Here is a 17501-nt window from a genome sequence, read left to right as displayed (position 1 = left end):
GAGCTTCCATTGCCAGGGGGCTGCGCTAGGCGGCCCCCTCGGTCACGGCGACGGGAATATTCAGCCCCCCGATTTGCGCCAGCAGGTCAACGACCTGATCCACGCCCTTGCGATGCCGCAGCGAAGTGAACACGAATGGGCGACCGTTGCGCATCTTCGTCGCGTCTCGGTCCATCACCTCCAGCGACGCGCCAACATGCGGGGCCAGATCGGTCTTGTTGATGATCAGGACGTCCGATTTGGTGATCGCAGGACCGCCTTTGCGCGGAATCTCTTCACCCGCGGCCACGTCGATCACATAGAGCGTAACGTCCGCCAGTTCCGGGCTGAACGTGGCAGACAAGTTGTCGCCACCGCTTTCGATCAGAACGACCTCGACCTCGGGGTGACGCGCCTGCATCTCGGCAACAGCCGCAAGGTTGATCGAGGCATCCTCGCGAATGGCCGTATGCGGGCAGCCGCCGGTTTCGACGCCGATGATCCGGTCCTGCGGCAGGATTTGCATCCGCATCAGCGCCTCGGCATCTTCGCGGGTGTAGATGTCGTTGGTGATCACGCCAACGGATACCCTGTCGCGCAGCGCTTCGGACAGGGCGGCGGTCAGAGTTGTCTTGCCTGCGCCAACAGGACCACCGATGCCCACGCGCAGGGGGCCGTTCATTTTGCTCATGTTCGGAACATCCTTGAATATTGAGTTTCGTGTTTCATCGACGCGACATCTGTCAGAAACGCCGTCGACCCCAGATCATCCAGCCCCAAGGTCACAGCGCCCGTCGCCACATGCTGACACAAAGGCGTTAGATCGCGGATCATCCGCTGCCCTTCGGTTTGACCCAACGGTACCAAACGCGTCGCACACGCGACCAGATTGGACATGAAGGCCTGCAGGTACATCTGGGCCGTCAGGGCGAGCGGCAAGCCCTGTCGCTGTGCAGCGTATCCCACGGCGACCGGGTAGGTCAGGGTGCCCAGCTCCACCGCCCAGACATCTGCGGTTATGCCGCAAAACGCCTCTCCCAGCAGTCGAGTTTCCATCAACCGCTCGGACGAGGCGCAGAATGCGCGCGCAGCCTGATCCACCTCGGACAAGGAGGTGGTGGTCTGTGCCGAATACGCGGCTGAAAGAAATATGCAATCATTCCGGCCAGAGCCGTATTCGATCACATCGGCAACCCACTCCTTTGTGTCGGCGGCGTTGGCAACGCTGCCGCACTCGATCGCCCATTCCAGACCGTGTGAATACGCGAACCCTCCCACCGGATAAGCAGGCGAGAGCCATTGGGTCAGCGTCAGGATATCTGTGTCAGTGGGCGTGGCCATGGGTCCTGCCGTGGCCATAAGCACCACCTTCGGGGGTAAAGGGTTCCTGAACCTCACGCACCGTTGCGCCGATTTTCAGCAACATGTCGCGGATGACGTGGTCGATTTGGATCAGCAGGCGGTCCGCTTCGACCTGACAGGGTGTGTGGCGGTTGCCGATATGCCACGCGATGCGGGTCAGGTCGGGGGCCGTGACTTCCAGCAACGCTTCTGGCGCGGCCTGGATTTCGACCTCGCGCCCGTCGTCAAGGATCAGGGCACCGCCATGATCTAGCGAGGTTGTTTGTGACAGATCAATCAGAATCTGCTCACCGCTTTCACAGGTCAGCACCTTGCGGCGCAGAAAGCGATCTTCATAAGTCAGTGACAGGTGGTCGGCGGGGTCACCATGCGTATGGTCGGAATACTGCCGTGCCGTGCAGAGAAGAGCTGTCATGCGGTTGCCCCCCCTGCCAAAAGCCCGGTCAAAGCCAGATTGAATCCGCGAAGACGCGGTGTGGGATCCGGTCGCGTGTCAACCCGAGCTTGCGCAAGTCTTCGTCGCTGAGGGATTGAAGAAATCTGATCTGCTGAACGCGCGTTTGTGCGTCTGCCATCCGGATAAGAAACGAATAGATCGACGTCCCGAAGGATGCGATCAGTCCGGGTAGCGAAACGCGCGGGGTGGTTTGCGGTGCTGAATGTGCCATGTGGACCTTCAAACTTGTTGGTCCTCCCTTGGTCTTCATGATGTGTCATGTCGGCCTCGTTTTGTAGTAGATGTTTGGTCATGGCTGCGTTGCATATGCTGCAACGCAGCATGTCTCAGAACATGAAATAGCGTTGCGCCATGGGCAGAACCTCGGCGGGTTGGCAGGTCAGCAACTCGCCATCGGCGCGGACCTCATAGGTTTCGGGGTCAACCTCGACCTGCGGCGTGGCGTTGTTCAGCAACAGGTCGCTTTTGCCGATATTGCGGGTGTTTTGCACCGCGACGGTTTGCTTGGCCAACCCCAGTGTATCACCAACTCCCGCAGCCTGCGCCGCGCCCGAGACAAAAGTGATCGCCGAATGTTCGACCGAACGCCCATAGGCCCCGAACATCGGACGGCTATAGACCGGCTGCGGTGTCGGGATCGAGGCATTGGGGTCGCCCATCTGCGCGCAGGCGATGGTGCCGCCCAGCAGAACCATCTCGGGCTTGACCCCGAAAAAGGCCGGGTTCCACAGCACCAGGTCGGCGCGCTTGCCTTCTTCGATGCTGCCGATCTGATGGCTCAGGCCGTGGGCTATCGCCGGGTTGATGGTGTATTTGGCGATATAGCGGCGCACGCGCATATTATCGTTCTCGCCAGTTTCCTCGGGCAGGCGGCCGCGCTGTTTCTTCATTTTGTCGGCGGTCTGCCATGTGCGGATTAGAACCTCACCCACACGGCCCATAGCCTGACTGTCCGAGGCGATGATGCTGAACGCGCCCATGTCGTGCAGGATATCCTCGGCCGCGATCGTCTCGCGCCGGATGCGACTTTCGGCAAAGGCCACATCCTCGGGGATGGATTTGTCGAGGTGGTGGCACACCATCAGCATATCCAGATGCTCTTCGACAGTGTTCACGGTGAAGGGGCGCGTCGGGTTGGTCGAAGACGGCAGAACGTGGTTCTCGCCGCAGATCTTGATGATATCGGGGGCGTGACCACCGCCTGCGCCTTCGGTGTGGAAGGCGTGAATCGTCCGGCCTTTCATGGCCCCCACGGTGTTCTCGACAAAACCGGATTCGTTCAGCGTGTCGGTGTGGATCATGACCTGCACGTCCATCGCGTCGGCCACCGTCAGGCAGCAGTCGATAGCGGCAGGGGTGGTGCCCCAATCCTCGTGTAGTTTCAGGGCGCAGGCGCCCGCGTTGATCTGCTCCTCCAGCGCGGCGGGCAGCGAGGCGTTGCCCTTGCCCGCAAAGGCCAGGTTCATCGGAAACGCGTCGGCGGCCTGCAACATCCGCCCGATATGCCACGGTCCTGGCGTGCAGGTGGTGGCCAGCGTCCCATGCGCAGGGCCAGTGCCGCCGCCCAGCATGGTGGTCAGGCCGGAATGCAGCGCATCCTCGATCTGTTGTGGGCAGATAAAATGGATATGGCTGTCGAAACCCCCGGCGGTCAGGATACGCCCTTCGCCCGCAACAGCCTCGGTGCCGGGGCCGATGATGATATCGACGCCGGGTTGCGTGTCGGGGTTCCCGGCCTTGCCGATCTTGGCGATGCGCCCGTCTTTCAGGCCTACATCCGCCTTGTAGATGCCCGAGTGATCCACGATCAGCGCATTGGTGATGACCGTGTCCACGGCCCCTTCGGCCCGCGTGGCCTGAGACTGCCCCATCCCGTCGCGGATCACCTTGCCACCGCCGAACTTGACCTCTTCGCCGTAAAGCAGCGCGTTGCCGCCGGCGCCCCCGGTAGCAGCGGCACCCGCGCGTTCGGCGGTCAGGTCGCGTTCAACCTCGATCACCAGATCGGTATCAGCCAACCGCAGCCTGTCGCCGGTGGTGGGGCCGAACATGGCGGCATAGTCAGAGCGTTTGATTGTTGCTGGCATCAGAGCGACCCCATGACCTTTTGATTGAACCCATAGATCTTACGCGCGCCCCCGATGGGGATCAGCGAGACCTCGCGCGCCTGACCGGGCTCGAACCGGACGGCGGTGCCGGGGGCGATGTCCAGACGCAGCCCGTGTGCGGCGGCGCGGTCGAAATCCAGCGCTGGGTTGGTTTCGGCGAAATGATAGTGCGAGCCGACCTGAACCGGGCGGTCACCAGTATTGGCGACCATCAGGGTGATGGCTGAGGCACTTGCGTTAAGGGTGATCTCGCCCTTGGCCGGGAACAGCTCGCCTGGGATCATTTGTTCAGCTTTACCATCAACGCGAAGGCGGCCAGCGCGACAACGGCCAGACCAACGCCCAGAGTGGCGTAATCCGAGCCATGCGCATGGATATGTGTTCCGTTATGGGCTGCCGCAGGGCCAGCAAGGATCAGGGCGGGGAAAAGCATACGGGTCATGTTAGTGTTCCTTTCTTAGCGAATAGGGTTGTGGACGGTCACCAGTTTGGTGCCATCAGGGAAGGTGGCTTCGACCTGAACTTCGTGGATCATCTCGGGCACACCTTCCATGCATTGCGCGCGGGTGATCACTTCGGCTCCGGCCTGCATCATATCGGCAACCGAGCGCCCATCGCGCGCGCCTTCGACCACCGCGTCGGTGATCAGCGCGATCGCCTCGGGGTGGTTCAGCTTGACGCCTCGGGCCAATCGCTTGCGGGCGACCTCGGCGGCCATGGCGACCAGCAGTTTGTCTTTTTCACGGGGGGTCAGGTTCATGTCAGATCATCCAGCATCGGGGAAGCGTGTCATTGTTCAGCCGCCGCAGCACCGGCATCAGTGTTCGACGGAGGGTAAAGCTGTCTTCGGCAAGCACCCGGATCACCAGCAGATCGCTTTGGATCAGCGAGGCTCCTGCGGTGGAGGGCAGCATCGCGCGGATAGGGCCGATCTGACCCTCGGCAGTGGGTGAGGCAAAGGCGACCAGCGCCATCGCCCCCGCACCGCCCGCGATATGTGTCTTGGCCAGGTGGGCGTGCAGATCACCGTCGAACTGCATCGCGTCCATAAACAGAGGTGCGCCATCACGAGCGATCTCAATTCGGTCTCGCAGGCGGATATTGGTCAGGGTCTCGCCCATCGCCATGCGACCAAAGATCAGGGGTTCGACCATCAGGGCGGTGGCATCCGGGGCAAGGTCGATCTGCAACCGGCGATCCAGCGCGCTGCCGTCGAACAGAATGGTTTCCTGCGGTAGCCAGTTCAGCCGCGCGCCCGGAGCGACGCTGAGATGGTTCACGATCTGACCTGACGGGCCGGGTTTGGCCTTGTACGCGCGTTCGCAGGCTTGGGTGGTCAGGGTCAGGGTCGTGCCATCGCCCGCGTGGCCGCTAAAGCGGAATGCGTCCCCGCCCGTGATGCCGCCAGCGGTGTTCAGCAGCACCGCGTCCAGCGCGTTCCCGTCGGTTCGGGGAAACAGGCACTTAAATGACCCCGATTGGCGAAAACCGTCCAATACCGACTTTTCGCCCAATTGCTTTGCACTTAGCCGAATCGCGCCCTTCGCGCGCGGCGGCATCGCGTCTTGCTTGGGCAATATGGAGGCATGTTGAGTAATGGCGCACCTGCGGAACCAGAAGTTATGCTGCTTGTTTCAACGTTTGCGCGCCGGAACTCTATTCTTCGACGTCGGTTTTCGTCGGTTTTCCGCAGTACGTGATTAATTTTTGGGCGTGACCTCAGGCGGCTGGTCAAAAAACAGGCAGATACGGCGGATTGTGAAAAATGATGGGCCCTGCATTTGCTAAATTCTCGGCGATGCAGAAACCGTATGGGTGCCCGCCGAGGAGACGACCCGGGGGTGTGTGACGGCTGCGCGAATTGGACCTCGGACACAACCGCCACACGGAACGCAACAACAGTTGCGGGGATCAGGTAGAAGAAGAGTGCGCGTCTGCGCAAGCCCTCTCTCCCGGCCCCGCCCAGGAGAATCATATGACATCTCTCAAATCCACGCTCGCCGGATCACTTGTCTTTGCCGCCATGGCGACCGCTGCACTGTCTGCTGAAGACACGATCAAAGTCGGTGTATTGCACTCGCTGTCGGGCACCATGGCGATTTCGGAAACCACGCTGAAAGACACCATGCTGATGCTGATCGACCAGCAAAACGCCAAGGGTGGCCTGCTGGGCAAACAGCTTGAGGCCGTGGTCGTTGACCCCGCATCCGACTGGCCGCTGTTTGCGGAAAAAGCGCGCGAGCTGCTGACCGTACATGAGGTGGATGTGATCTTTGGCAACTGGACGTCGGTCAGCCGTAAGTCGGTTCTGCCGGTGATCGAAGAGCTGAACGGCCTGCTGTTCTACCCTGTTCAGTATGAGGGCGAGGAATCCTCGAAAAACGTCTTCTATACCGGCGCCGCGCCGAACCAGCAGGCGATCCCTGCGACTGACTATTTCCTGGATGAGCTGGGCGTCGAGAAATTCGCGCTGCTGGGCACCGACTATGTGTACCCGCGTACCACCAACAACATTCTGGAAAGCTACCTGAAGGGTAAAGGCATCGCGGACGAGGATATCTTCGTCAACTACACTCCGTTCGGTCATTCTGACTGGTCCAAGATCGTGGCGGACGTTGTCGCGCTGGGCGCGGATGGCAAGAAAGTCGGTGTGATCTCGACCATCAATGGCGACGCGAATATCGGCTTCTACAAAGAACTGGCCGCTGCGGGCGTTTCGGCGGATGACATTCCTGTCGTGGCCTTCTCGGTCGGTGAAGAAGAACTGTCGGGTCTGGATACCGCGAACCTGGTCGGTCACCTGGCCGCGTGGAACTATTTCCAGTCGGCCGATACCGAAGCCAACGCTGAATTCGTTGAAACATGGAAAGCCACCATGGGTGACGAGCGTGTGACCAATGACCCGATGGAGGCGCACTATATCGGTTTCAACATGTGGGTGAACGCCGCAACTGAGGCTGGCTCGACCGAGGTCGACGACGTACGCGCCGCGATGTACGGGCAGGAGTTCCCGAACCTGACTGGCGGCACGGCGGTTATGCTGCCGAACCACCACTTGGCGAAACCGGTTCTGATCGGTGAGATTCAGGAAGACGGTCAGTTCGACATCATCAGCGAAACCGAGGTTGTGCCGGGTGATGCCTGGACAGACTTCCTGCCAGAATCGGCGGTTCTGATCTCGGATTGGAAAGAGCTGGGCTGCGGTATGTACAACACCGAGACCAAGACCTGCGTTCAGACGCTGTCGAACTACTAAACCAGATGCAAGGCGGGTGTGATCGCCCGCCTTGCCCATAAGACACCTCGGGTTTCTCTACATGTTACGACTATTCCTTGCGGGCCTCGCAATTCTGTGCGCCTGCCTGACTGCCAACGCGCAAGAGGGCGGTCTGCAACCGATCCTGCAAGAGCATCAGGAGATCATCGCCAAAAGCTCACGCAAGACGATCGGACCTGCGATTGACGCGATTGCCAGCAGTGGTTTGCCTCAGGCGCAGGTGATGCTTGAGACTTGGGCCGCCAAGAATGTGTGGATGCGCAAGTCGGATGGTCTGTTCTTTGCCGGTAAAAAGGGTGAGGGACGTTCTTATGAGCTGACCGATTTCGACACCGGCGAAGTTGTTGGCACGTACGAGAAATCTGACCTGAAACAATTGAAGCCCAATAGCGGTATCCGCGCAATGATCGGGACGGCCTTGGTGCAATTCCAACTGACCGACCCGGACCGTGCGAAACGCGCGGCCGCGTTGCAATCTATACAACGTGATCCTGAAGGGGCCTTGCTGGCCCCCCTGCGCGCGTCGATTGAAGATGAACCCGACGAGGCGTTGAAGGCGCAGAAACAGCGGCTGGAGCGGTTGCTGACCATTGGTTATGACGAAGACAATGCAGCGCGCGTTGCCGCGATTGAGGACATGTCCGGCGATCTGGGCGTGGATGTCCGCGCAGCGCTGAATCCTCTGGTCGTGACCAGATTGCAGACGGCTGCGGAATTGCCCTCGGATGAGAATATAGCGACCGTGCTGGAGCCCGGATCAGACGTACTTTCACGAGATGCGGCCTATGACCTGCTGGTTGTCAGCGATCTGGCCGCCCCGCGCATTTCACCGGACGATATCCGCTCTGCACTGGCTGCTCATATCGACGGTGGCCGCGTCGGCGACGTCCCTGTCGCGCAACTGAATACAGACGCCACCCGCGCACAGGCTTATGCGGCGCTGGCAGAAACCGGACTTGTTCCTGCGCTGGTCACTGAGGCCGACATCGACGCCGCGCTGGGCGCACATGTGTTCTTTGAAACCTACGCAGAGCCGTCGCCCGAAGTGACCTCCGCCGCCGCGCAAGCGCTGGAGAAGATCGAGCTGAAGGTCGGCCTGAACCAGACGTTCGATTTGACGCTGGACGCGATCTCGCTGGCGTCGATCTATTTCCTCGCGGCCATCGGTCTGGCCATCACCTTCGGCGTGATGGGCGTGATCAACATGGCCCATGGTGAGTTCATCATGATGGGCGCCTATACCGGCTACGTGGTGCAGCAGTTCATCCCCGACCATACGCTGTCAATCATCGTCGCCATCCCGATGGCCTTTGCCGTCACCTTCGCCATGGGCGTCGCGATGGAGCGGTTGGTGATCCGCTGGCTCTATTCCCGTCCGCTGGAAACGCTGCTGGCAACCTTCGGCATCTCGATCGCGCTACAGCAATTGGCCAAGAACATCTTTGGCACGCAGGCGCGCCCGCTGACCGCGCCCGGCTGGCTGGACGGAGCATTGGTGCTGAACGATGTGGTCTCGATCAGCTATATCCGTATCGCGATCTTTGTGCTGGCGATGATCTTTTTGGGGCTGTTCCTTTACATCATGAAGCGTACCCGGCTTGGGCTTGAGATGCGCGCGGTGACGCAGAATCCGCGTATGGCCGGGTCGATGGGGATCAATCCAGGGCGGGTGAATATGCTGACCTTCGGCTTGGGCTCGGGCATCGCCGGGATTGCGGGCGTTGCGATTGGGTTGTTCGCCAAAGTCACGTCCGATCTGGGCAGCGACTATATCGTGCAGAGCTTCATGACCGTGGTCGTTGGCGGTGTCGGCAACATCTGGGGCGCACTGGCGGGCGCTGGCATGATCGGCTTCCTGCAAAAAGGGATCGAGTGGATGAACCCGTCGAACACCCTCGCCGCGCAGACCTACATGATCATCTTCATCATCATTTTCATTCAGTTCCGGCCAAGGGGCATCATCGCCCTCAAAGGCCGCGCGGCGGGGGATTGAGCCATGGAACGCAGCTTTGTCGCAAAGAATCCCTCGGTGCTGGTCTTTCTGGCCATCCTGTCCCTGTTCACTTTGGGCGTAACCGTCCTGTCCGAAGGGTTCGGGATCGGCGTGATCTCGACCAGTTTCGTCAAGACGCTGGGCAAGACCCTGTGCCTGTGCCTGATCGCCGTCGCAATGGATCTGGTTTGGGGCTTTACCGGTATCCTGTCCCTCGGCCATTTCGCCTTTTTCGGGCTGGGCGGCTACATGATCGGCATGTGGCTAATGTACGAACGCACCCGCCTGATCGTGGTCGAGTCGCTATCGCAGGCCGATATCCCGCCAACCTCAGCCGAGGTCGTGGACGCCATCGGCACGCAAATCTTCGGCGTGGTCGGATCGTCCGAGTTCCCACTGATCTGGGCCTTTTCGGACAGTTTGTTCCTGCAACTGGCGCTGGTCGTGCTGGTGCCCGGCCTGCTGGCGCTGATCTTCGGCTGGTTGGCATTCCGCAGCCGGGTGACGGGCGTGTACCTGTCGATTCTGACCCAAGCGATGACTTTGGCGCTGGCGCTGTACCTGTTCCAGAACGACAGCGGGTTGCGTGGCAACAACGGCCTGTCGGGTCTTCAGAACCTGCCCGGCGTCACGGCCTCGCAGGACGTGGTGTCGATTTGGTTCCTCTGGGCCTCGGCACTGGCCTTGGGGCTAGGATACATGCTGGCCGCTTGGGTCGTGTCGGGCAAGTTTGGCTCGGTCATCCGCGGTATCCGCGATAACGAGGCGCGGGTGCGGTTCCTTGGATACTCGGTCGAGGTCTATAAGCTGGCCGTCTTCACCCTGACCGCCTGCATCGCAGCCATCGCGGGCGCGCTTTATTACCCGCAAGCGGGCATCATCAACCCAGAGGAAATGGCCCCCATCGCCTCGATCTATCTGGCTGTCTGGGTCGCCATCGGTGGGCGCGGCCGCCTTTACGGCGCAGTCATTGGTGCGGCCTTCGTCAGCCTGCTCAGCACATGGTTCACCGGCGGGCAGGCGCCGGATATCCCGCTGGGGTTCTACACGATCAAATGGGTCGACTGGTGGCAGGTGCTGCTGGGCGTGTCCTTTGTGCTGGTCACGCTGTTCGCCCCGCAAGGGATCGGGGGGCTGTTCGACCTCTGGACCAACCGTCGCGCGCCACAGCGCTACGGCGCGGACCTTGGGCCTGATGAAAGCGCACTACGCGAAAAGGAGGCCACGGAATGAGCACTCTGCTAGAGGTCAGCGGCGTTTCTGTCACTTTCGACGGGTTCCGTGCCATCAACAACCTGTCCTTTCAGATCGGCAACGCGGAACTGCGTGCCGTGATCGGTCCGAACGGGGCGGGCAAAACCACCTTCATGGATATCGTCACCGGCAAGACCCGCCCTGACGAGGGCCGCGTGATCTGGGGCGAGAAATCCGTGTCCCTGCTGCGGATGAGCGAGGCGAAAATCGCGCAGGCAGGCATCGGGCGGAAGTTCCAGAAACCCACCGTGTTCGAAGATCAGACGGTGCAGGAAAACCTGCTGATGGCGTTGAAGAACAAACGCGGGTGGTTGGGCGTGCTGTTCTATCGCCCTTCAACGGTTGATCTGGACAAGGTCGAAGAACTGGCCGCCGAGATCGGCTTGAAAGATGAACTGACCCGCAAATCCGGCGAACTCAGCCACGGACAGAAGCAATGGCTTGAGATCGGCATGCTTCTGGCGCAGGAACCGCGCCTGCTGCTGGTCGATGAGCCCGCCGCCGGGATGACGCCGCAGGAACGTGAGCATACTACCGACCTGCTGGTGCAGGCCGCGAAAACCCGTGCCGTGGTGGTGGTGGAACACGATATGGAATTTGTGCGCCGTTTGAACTGCAAGGTCACGGTCCTGCACGAAGGCGCGGTTCTGGCCGAGGGGTCTTTGGACCACGTGACATCAAATCAGGACGTCATCGACGTCTATCTGGGGCGCTAGGCGATGCTGACACTTAACGATCTGACCCTGCATTACGGGCATTCGCAAATTTTGAACGGCATCTCGATGCAGGCTGCACAAGGCGAGGTGACCTGCGTGATGGGCACCAATGGTGTTGGCAAGACCAGCCTGATCAAGGCGATCTCGGGGACGCACCCACGATCCGGCGGGCAAATGGTGCTGAACGGAGAGGAGCTGGGCATCCTGCCTGCGCATCGCATGGCATGGAAAGGTGTGGCGTATGTCCCGCAAGGCCGAGAGATTTTCCCATTGCTGACCGTGCGTGAGAACCTGGAGACCGGATTCGCCTGCCTTCCAAAAACCGAACATCACATTCCCGATGAAATTTTCGAGCTGTTCCCAGTGCTCAGACAGATGCAGAATCGCCGGGGGGGTGATCTGTCCGGTGGGCAACAGCAGCAACTGGCAATCGCACGCGCTTTGATCACCAAACCAAAGCTGCTGCTGCTGGATGAGCCGACCGAAGGCATTCAGCCAAATATCATCCAACAGATTGGAGAAGTCATTCGCCACCTTCGCTCCAAAGGTGAAATGGCAATTGTGTTGGTCGAACAGTATTTTGACTTTGCTTATGACCTTGCTGACCGCTTTGTCGTGCTGAGGCGTGGTGAAATCCTGATGAAGGGCAGCAGGCTGGATCTGTCGCGTGAGCAAGTCCTTCAGGGTGTAACTGTCTAAACTAAATAGATTTTATTTTTCTGTCCCGCCTTGCGTATGTGAGGCGGGATTTTTTGTGATCGCATTAAAGAATCCTTAAGAATCATGGCGCGACTCACCTGACTGAGGCCGAATTTAGGACACAAATCTGCCCCAAACGACAAAAAATTCCCGTTATACGGGAAAACTTTTGCGTTTGTGGGGAGGTTTGGCAGCTTTCCGCTTGGTAACCATTTGTTAACGGGGATGTCTGCCTCGTGTGTGCGGATTTCGCACGTTGGTAAAACAGTCTGGAGTAAAAGTTATGTCGAATTCCATTCGCAAAATTTTCCTGAAGCTGCGCAAAGACGAGCGCGGCGCAACCTTGGTGGAATATGGTGTTGCACTGCTGGTTGCGATTATCGCCGGTGGTACCTTCCTGACCACACTGGCTGACAACACGAACTCGAACTTTAGCGACGCTACTTCGGCGATTCAAACCCGCTAAGTCGCGTGAATCCTGTGCGCTGGCTGCACAACCATATCTTTTCTGGAGAAAAACATGTCTAATTCTATTCGCAAGATTTTCCTGAAGCTGCGCAAAGACGAGCGCGGTGCAACCTTGGTGGAATACGGAGTTGCTCTGCTGGTTGCGATTATCGCAGGTGGCACATTCTTGACCACACTGGCTGACAACACGAACTCGAACTACTCGGACGCCGGGGTAGCGATCACTCAGCGCTAACTCTGGGCGGCCTGAGTTCTTAAAACAGCTAACCCCCGCGCTTTTAGCGGGGGGTAGCGCCCAACTTAATCAGTAGCGTCAGTTTGATTACCGTTTTGTAAAGTTACACAGCAATTCGCCCAAATCTGACTGCCAAAGCCGACTTCGGAAATTGGAGGGCAAAATGCGAGTTAAATCATTTTTGATGACAGTCTTCGGGGTCGCCTTGGCGGGGGGCGCAGTATTCTGGGCCCAAGACCAGCTTGAAAGAAACCAAGCAGCGGCTGTCGACAACACCATCGTTAGTGTCGTCGCCGTGGCGGATAACATCGCCTTCGGTAGCCCGATCGAAAGATACAAGCTTACTACGATTGATTGGCCGGCCGACTCTGTTCCGCCAGGCGTATTTACAAGTTTCGACGATGTTGTTCCCACACCAGGCGGCGAGCCGCGCCGCGCGAAGCGTGCCCTGGCGCAGGGAGAACTTCTGCTGGCATCCAAAGTTTCGGAATTTGGTGAAAAAGTCACCATTGTTCAGACGCTTAGTGAAGGCAATCGTGCTATGGCGATCAACGTCAACGCGCAGACCGGCGTTGGTGGCTTCGTCACCCCCGGCGATTTTGTCGACATCGTACTGACACGTGGCAGCGACGATACTCTGCGCGCCCTGACCATCCTGCAAAACATCCGAGTTGTCGGCGTTGACCAGAAAACCGATGAAGAATTGGACCAGCCAGGAATTGCCCGCACCGTAACGGTCGAAGTGACACCGGATGAAAGCCAACGCCTGGCGCTGGCGCAGAAAGCCGGACAGCTGAGCCTGTCTTTGCGGTCGCTGGATGAACTGGACGACAAGCCGCTGGAAACCGTGCGCCTGAGCGACATCCTGCTTGAAAAGTCACCGGTTGATGACGGCACGCCGCAGCCTGTGGTGAAGGTACGCCGCGGCATTACGGACGTCCAAGAGGTTCCGGTCGTAAACAACACTACAGAAGAAGAGACACCTGTCACTGATACGTCCAGCACCGTGAATTAAGGCGCGTCGAATTTGTCCGGAGGGTTAATGATGTTCTCGTTACGTACTTTCAGGAAAGAAGAAGACGGAACCATCCTGGTCTTTGCGGCCCTATGTCTGGCCATGATCATCGGATTTGCCGCTTTGACCTTTGACCTTGGACGTATGGCGTCGACGCAAACTGACCTTCAGGCCTACGCCGACCACGTAGCCTTGGCCGCCGCCGGAGAGCTGGACGGAAACGCAGATTCAATCACACGTGCTACAAATGCGGCTGGTGCGATGATTGCGGACAAACAGTTCTTTGCCGATGGTGATAAATCCCTGGATTCGGCGGCGGATTTCTCGCTTCGTTTCCTGACAGGTTTGCCGACCCCGGCAGCAGATCCTGACGACGATGATGCCGTAGACAGCTTTGTCACGACCGACCCGGCTTTGGCTGTCATGGTTGAAGTGACAGCGACCCCAAGAACTGTATTCATCCCGTTTGCTCGTGCGCTGGCATCTTTGGTCGGTGCAGCGACTCCCAATGAACAGGTCGGTGCCCAGGCGATTGCAGGGTACACGTCTTACGCCTGTGACGTGACTCCGCTGATGTTCTGCATTCCTCCGGGTTGGTCTGCCAGCAATCCTGCGGTTGTTGGATCAACCATCAAATTACGCACCGGCGGGAATAATGCGCCCTGGGGCCCCGGTAACTTTGGCTTTCTTGATCCGACGGACTATGGGGTTAACCCGCTTGGGCCCTGTGCCGGTCTGAACGGTTCCAATCTTTACATTTGTCTGATCGCGGCCGAGGGCAACAAGGGTCGGTGCATCGCGCAGCGTGGCGTTGATACCGAGCCGGGTCAGCGTCAGGGGATTGGCGGTGCGATCTACAATTCGCGCTTTGATTACTTCACCTCAACTTTGAACAACAAGAAAAACGATCCGGCCTATGCGCCCGGCCCTCAGGTCATTTCTGGTTGGGTTCGGTCTGGCGGCAACGGTAATGGCAACGGAAATGGTGGCGGCAATAGCTGCATCAGTGGCCAACCAACGCTGTCGACTGACACTATGCCGTTCCCGCCGGATGATTGCTTTGCCGATAATTCCTGCAGCTTTGCAAGCGGTGACGGTGGTCGCTTTGGCGATGGAAACTGGACGAATGGTAAAGCGGCTTACCTGGACATGAACTATGGCAACGGTCCCAACAATGATCTGACTCCGCATCCTTCGATCGCGAATGGACTCATTGCAGAGCCAGCGGGAACGACGCGCTACCAGATGTATCTGGACGAAATCGCAAAGTTTAGCGGCGGCAATATTCTGGAAGGTCGCAGCGAAAGAGGTATTCCGCAGTGTAATACGCCTGCGAATACCGATCCTGACCGTCGGACCTTTATTCTTGCTGCCATCGACTGTGCTGCGAATAATGTACAAGGTCGCGCGACGGATGTGCCTGTAAAGGAATACATAAAAGGCTTCCTGATCCAGCCTTTGGCGAACTCGGCCGGTACTGACTTTGACATCTATTTGGAAGTTGTCAGCCAGGTCGGTGGTGACGGTCTGGGCGGCAACGAAGACGACGGAATCTTCCGCGACGTCGTGAGGTTGTACCGGTGAAACGCCTGATCGCTCATATCACGCGGCTCAAGCGCTGTGAGTCAGGCGCGCCGATGGTCGAGTTTGCCATCATCCTTCCGGTCCTGCTGCTGTTCATCGCGGTTATTATCGAAGGCGGCCGGATCACCTGGATCCATCAGGCGACGGCAGGTGGTGTTCGGGATGCGTCCCGCATGATTGCCCGCATTGCTCCGCTTGACTTGTGTAATGCCGGAACCGTCGGGACCTATGACACGCTTGCGACCACTATCGTCACCAACCAGTTGGGTGGCTCGTCGATCATGCCGGGTGGGACGACTGTCGTGGATGTCACCCCGACCTGTATCCCCCGTGTAGGAACCTATCGGGTCAACCCGGCGTCTATCGTCGAAGTTACGGCCGAGGTTGAGATCGACTTTATCTTTGGTGGGGTTTTCGGGTGGTTCGGCGACTCGCTGACATCCATTACCACCGTGATTTCGGATCAAAGCAGGGTGTACGGCGTATGAGACAGCTAGCCCATATCGCAAGGTTGCTTGGCCGACAGGACCGTGGCGCGGCATTGGTCGAATTGGCCATCGTCATTCCAATATTCCTGTTCCTGATTTTTGGCGTCATCGACTACGGTCGCCTGTATTGGTCAACAACGGCTGCGCAGAAAGCGATGCATACCGCCGCGAGACTGGCAACCGTCGGTCCGCCTCAATGTGGCGCGCTGCCTGCGTCGCATGACCTGTCTGGAACTGCGCCGGGTGACACACGATTTGGAACGCTGTGCCGCAGCGGGAATATCTGTGCGGTCCCCAACCTTCCGGCTCCGTGCACGTTGGACACGTCGACGGCCTATGGCGCGCGTATCTGGGACGAGATCGGCCCGTTGCTTCCGCCTGGAACGACGGCAACCAATGTTCAGTTCACTTATTCGCATGACTCTCGGCTTGGATTCCTCGGTGGACCCTATACGCCGGTTGTCACAGCAGATCTCATTAATGTCGACTTCAATTTCGTGATGCCTTTGGCAGGACTGGCTGCCTTGGCAGCCGGAAACCCCGGGGTCACTTCCAATACCCCAAACAGTATTTCCCTTCCCGCCATGAGCACTTCGGTACCTGCCGAAGATCTGGCTGTCGGGGCGGTAGAGTAAGGAGAAAGATAATGAGTGCTAAGCAGATTTCAGTATTGTTAATTTCGCCTGACGAACAAATCTATTCGGCGATCGAAGGATCCCTGGCCAGTCAGGATAACTGCACGTTCACCGGTCAGAAGGACACGGTCGAGGGTGCCAACGGATCGGCCGTCTCGCTGACCGCGCTGCATGATGTTGTGCTTTTCGACGTGGACGAGAATTCGGACGCCATGCTTGAGACCGCGCAATCCATCTGCGATGCCCGGATGCCGAACGCAATCATTATCGCTCTGGCCCCTGAAGACCTGCCGCTTGAAAAGGCGCGTCAGCTCACGAAGCTGGGCGTAGATGATGTTCTGCCCCGTAAGGCGATTAACGAAGAAATCGTTCCTCAGGTAGACGCAATCCGTGCCCGCCGCCAGGCTCAGTTGCCCGCCGTTTGGGGCGGTCAGGCGACTCTTGGCAAGGTCATTGCCGTAGCGAAGTCCCGAGGAGGGGTAGGGTCTTCGCTTGTTGCCGCGAATATGGCCAACGAACTGCAGTGCAAGGAAGGTTTTTTCAAGAAAAAGGCCGCGAACGACGTCGCCGTCGTCGATCTTGACTTCCAGTTCGGGTCCATCGCGGCCCTGATGGACGTCGAAGAAAGTGATGCGATGTGGCGGATGGCTATGGAAGAAAGCATCCCTGACAGTGCGTTTCTGGAACAGGCCATGGTGAAAGCGCCCTGTGGCGTAGACGTTCTGGCCGCGCCGTCGCGCTATGGGCCGCTGTCTGCAATCAAGGAAGAGCAAATCTCGGCCATTCTTGATAGCCTGCGGCGCACCCATGACTACGTCGTCGTGGATTTGCCTCGTGCTCTGGTCGAGTGGATCACACCTGTTCTTGCTCAGGCAGACCGGTTGTACCTGGTCACGGACGTCGCGGTTCCATCGGTTCGGTCCGCCCGTAAACTGATGGACTTCTATCAAGCCGAAAATCCGGCGATTGATATTCAGCTTGTCGCCAGCCTTGAGAAGAAGCCGCTGTTCCCCGCCGCGCACCATCGAGCAGCGTCGAAACTGCTGGAAAAAGACTTTGCCTATTGGGTGCCAAAGGATGATCGCACAGTGCGTGAATCCGTTGATCGCGGCATCCCGCTGCAGGAGGTCTCAAACCGGGCACCTGCGACGCGCGCCATCAAGAAGCTGGCAGATGAAACCCGTATCGCAATGCCGCCTCGTGCCGGTAAGTGATCGGTCGCCATCTGTAG

General features: G+C 58.8%; 21 protein-coding genes. 12 read left to right on the top strand and 9 right to left on the bottom strand.

The window, feature by feature from the left end:
* Positions 1 to 25 precede the first annotated feature (25 nt).
* The 9 genes from ureG to ACT2B1_RS16705 all read right to left on the bottom strand — a co-directional run bounded on the left by ureG (position 26) and on the right by ACT2B1_RS16705 (position 5483).
* On the bottom strand, positions 26 to 670 hold the full coding sequence (ureG, locus tag ACT2B1_RS16745) for an urease accessory protein UreG (RefSeq protein WP_481668215.1): 645 nt from the start codon (positions 668 to 670) through the stop codon (positions 26 to 28).
* Positions 667 to 1338 carry an urease accessory protein UreF gene (locus ACT2B1_RS16740; RefSeq protein ID WP_254449246.1) on the bottom strand — a complete coding sequence of 224 codons (672 nt, stop codon included), beginning with the start codon at positions 1336 to 1338 and terminating at the stop codon, positions 667 to 669. The genes ureG and ACT2B1_RS16740 overlap by 4 nt, the downstream gene beginning before the upstream one ends.
* Positions 1304 to 1756: an urease accessory protein UreE gene (locus ACT2B1_RS16735; RefSeq protein ID WP_171123801.1), complete on the bottom strand. Its 453-nt coding sequence runs from the start codon at positions 1754 to 1756 to the stop codon at positions 1304 to 1306. Before ACT2B1_RS16735 ends, ACT2B1_RS16740 begins: the two co-directional genes overlap by 35 nt.
* Before the next feature lie 28 nt (positions 1757 to 1784).
* Positions 1785 to 2009, bottom strand: a complete 225-nt coding sequence (locus ACT2B1_RS16730; RefSeq protein WP_171123798.1) for a hypothetical protein — start codon at positions 2007 to 2009, stop codon at positions 1785 to 1787.
* A gap of 115 nt (positions 2010 to 2124) precedes the next feature.
* On the bottom strand, positions 2125 to 3885 hold the full coding sequence (gene ureC, locus ACT2B1_RS16725; protein ID WP_481668214.1) for an urease subunit alpha: 1761 nt from the start codon (positions 3883 to 3885) through the stop codon (positions 2125 to 2127).
* Complete coding sequence (locus tag ACT2B1_RS16720; RefSeq protein ID WP_171123794.1) at positions 3885 to 4190, bottom strand: urease subunit beta; 306 nt, start codon at positions 4188 to 4190, stop codon at positions 3885 to 3887. Before ACT2B1_RS16720 ends, ureC begins: the two co-directional genes overlap by 1 nt.
* Positions 4187 to 4348, bottom strand: coding sequence for a peptidase M23 (locus ACT2B1_RS16715; RefSeq protein WP_171123792.1), 162 nt, complete (start codon positions 4346 to 4348; stop codon positions 4187 to 4189). The genes ACT2B1_RS16720 and ACT2B1_RS16715 overlap by 4 nt, the downstream gene beginning before the upstream one ends.
* Before the next feature lie 15 nt (positions 4349 to 4363).
* Complete coding sequence (locus tag ACT2B1_RS16710; protein ID WP_152460019.1) at positions 4364 to 4666, bottom strand: urease subunit gamma; 303 nt, start codon at positions 4664 to 4666, stop codon at positions 4364 to 4366.
* A gap of 1 nt (position 4667) precedes the next feature.
* Complete coding sequence (locus ACT2B1_RS16705; RefSeq protein ID WP_371808253.1) at positions 4668 to 5483, bottom strand: urease accessory protein UreD; 816 nt, start codon at positions 5481 to 5483, stop codon at positions 4668 to 4670.
* Between the two features lie 398 nt (positions 5484 to 5881).
* On the opposite strand from ACT2B1_RS16705, the gene urtA reads away from it, so the two are divergent.
* The 12 genes from urtA to ACT2B1_RS16645 all read left to right on the top strand — a co-directional run bounded on the left by urtA (position 5882) and on the right by ACT2B1_RS16645 (position 17484).
* Complete coding sequence (gene urtA / locus ACT2B1_RS16700; RefSeq protein ID WP_171126269.1) at positions 5882 to 7162, top strand: urea ABC transporter substrate-binding protein; 1281 nt, start codon at positions 5882 to 5884, stop codon at positions 7160 to 7162.
* Between the two features lie 61 nt (positions 7163 to 7223).
* Complete coding sequence (urtB, locus tag ACT2B1_RS16695) at positions 7224 to 9176, top strand: urea ABC transporter permease subunit UrtB (RefSeq protein ID WP_481668213.1); 1953 nt, start codon at positions 7224 to 7226, stop codon at positions 9174 to 9176.
* 3 nt (positions 9177 to 9179) lie between these two features.
* The gene (urtC, locus tag ACT2B1_RS16690) at positions 9180 to 10409 is read left to right on the top strand and encodes an urea ABC transporter permease subunit UrtC (RefSeq protein ID WP_481668212.1); all 1230 of its coding nucleotides are present in this window, start codon (positions 9180 to 9182) and stop codon (positions 10407 to 10409) included.
* On the top strand, positions 10406 to 11146 hold the full coding sequence (gene urtD / locus ACT2B1_RS16685) for an urea ABC transporter ATP-binding protein UrtD (RefSeq protein ID WP_171123781.1): 741 nt from the start codon (positions 10406 to 10408) through the stop codon (positions 11144 to 11146). The genes urtC and urtD overlap by 4 nt, the downstream gene beginning before the upstream one ends.
* Before the next feature lie 3 nt (positions 11147 to 11149).
* Complete coding sequence (gene urtE, locus ACT2B1_RS16680) at positions 11150 to 11845, top strand: urea ABC transporter ATP-binding subunit UrtE (RefSeq protein WP_481668211.1); 696 nt, start codon at positions 11150 to 11152, stop codon at positions 11843 to 11845.
* Between the two features lie 283 nt (positions 11846 to 12128).
* A complete protein-coding gene (locus ACT2B1_RS16675; protein WP_174834559.1) occupies positions 12129 to 12311 on the top strand; it encodes a Flp family type IVb pilin in 183 nt (60 codons plus the stop codon).
* 54 nt (positions 12312 to 12365) lie between these two features.
* Positions 12366 to 12548: a Flp family type IVb pilin gene (locus ACT2B1_RS16670; protein WP_174834558.1), complete on the top strand. Its 183-nt coding sequence runs from the start codon at positions 12366 to 12368 to the stop codon at positions 12546 to 12548.
* Positions 12549 to 12711: 163 nt separating this feature from the next.
* A complete protein-coding gene (gene cpaB, locus ACT2B1_RS16665) occupies positions 12712 to 13563 on the top strand; it encodes a Flp pilus assembly protein CpaB (protein WP_481668210.1) in 852 nt (283 codons plus the stop codon).
* A gap of 27 nt (positions 13564 to 13590) precedes the next feature.
* A complete protein-coding gene (locus tag ACT2B1_RS16660; RefSeq protein ID WP_481668209.1) occupies positions 13591 to 15147 on the top strand; it encodes a pilus assembly protein TadG-related protein in 1557 nt (518 codons plus the stop codon).
* A complete protein-coding gene (locus ACT2B1_RS16655; RefSeq protein ID WP_481668208.1) occupies positions 15144 to 15635 on the top strand; it encodes a TadE/TadG family type IV pilus assembly protein in 492 nt (163 codons plus the stop codon). The genes ACT2B1_RS16660 and ACT2B1_RS16655 overlap by 4 nt, the downstream gene beginning before the upstream one ends.
* Positions 15632 to 16270 carry a TadE/TadG family type IV pilus assembly protein gene (locus ACT2B1_RS16650; protein WP_171240958.1) on the top strand — a complete coding sequence of 213 codons (639 nt, stop codon included), beginning with the start codon at positions 15632 to 15634 and terminating at the stop codon, positions 16268 to 16270. Before ACT2B1_RS16655 ends, ACT2B1_RS16650 begins: the two co-directional genes overlap by 4 nt.
* Positions 16271 to 16281: 11 nt before the next feature.
* On the top strand, positions 16282 to 17484 hold the full coding sequence (locus ACT2B1_RS16645) for a CpaE/TadZ family protein (RefSeq protein ID WP_481668207.1): 1203 nt from the start codon (positions 16282 to 16284) through the stop codon (positions 17482 to 17484).
* Positions 17485 to 17501 lie beyond the last annotated feature (17 nt).

Source organism: Ruegeria sp. S263, assembly GCF_056780525.1.
This window is presented reverse-complemented; position numbering and strand designations above follow the sequence as displayed.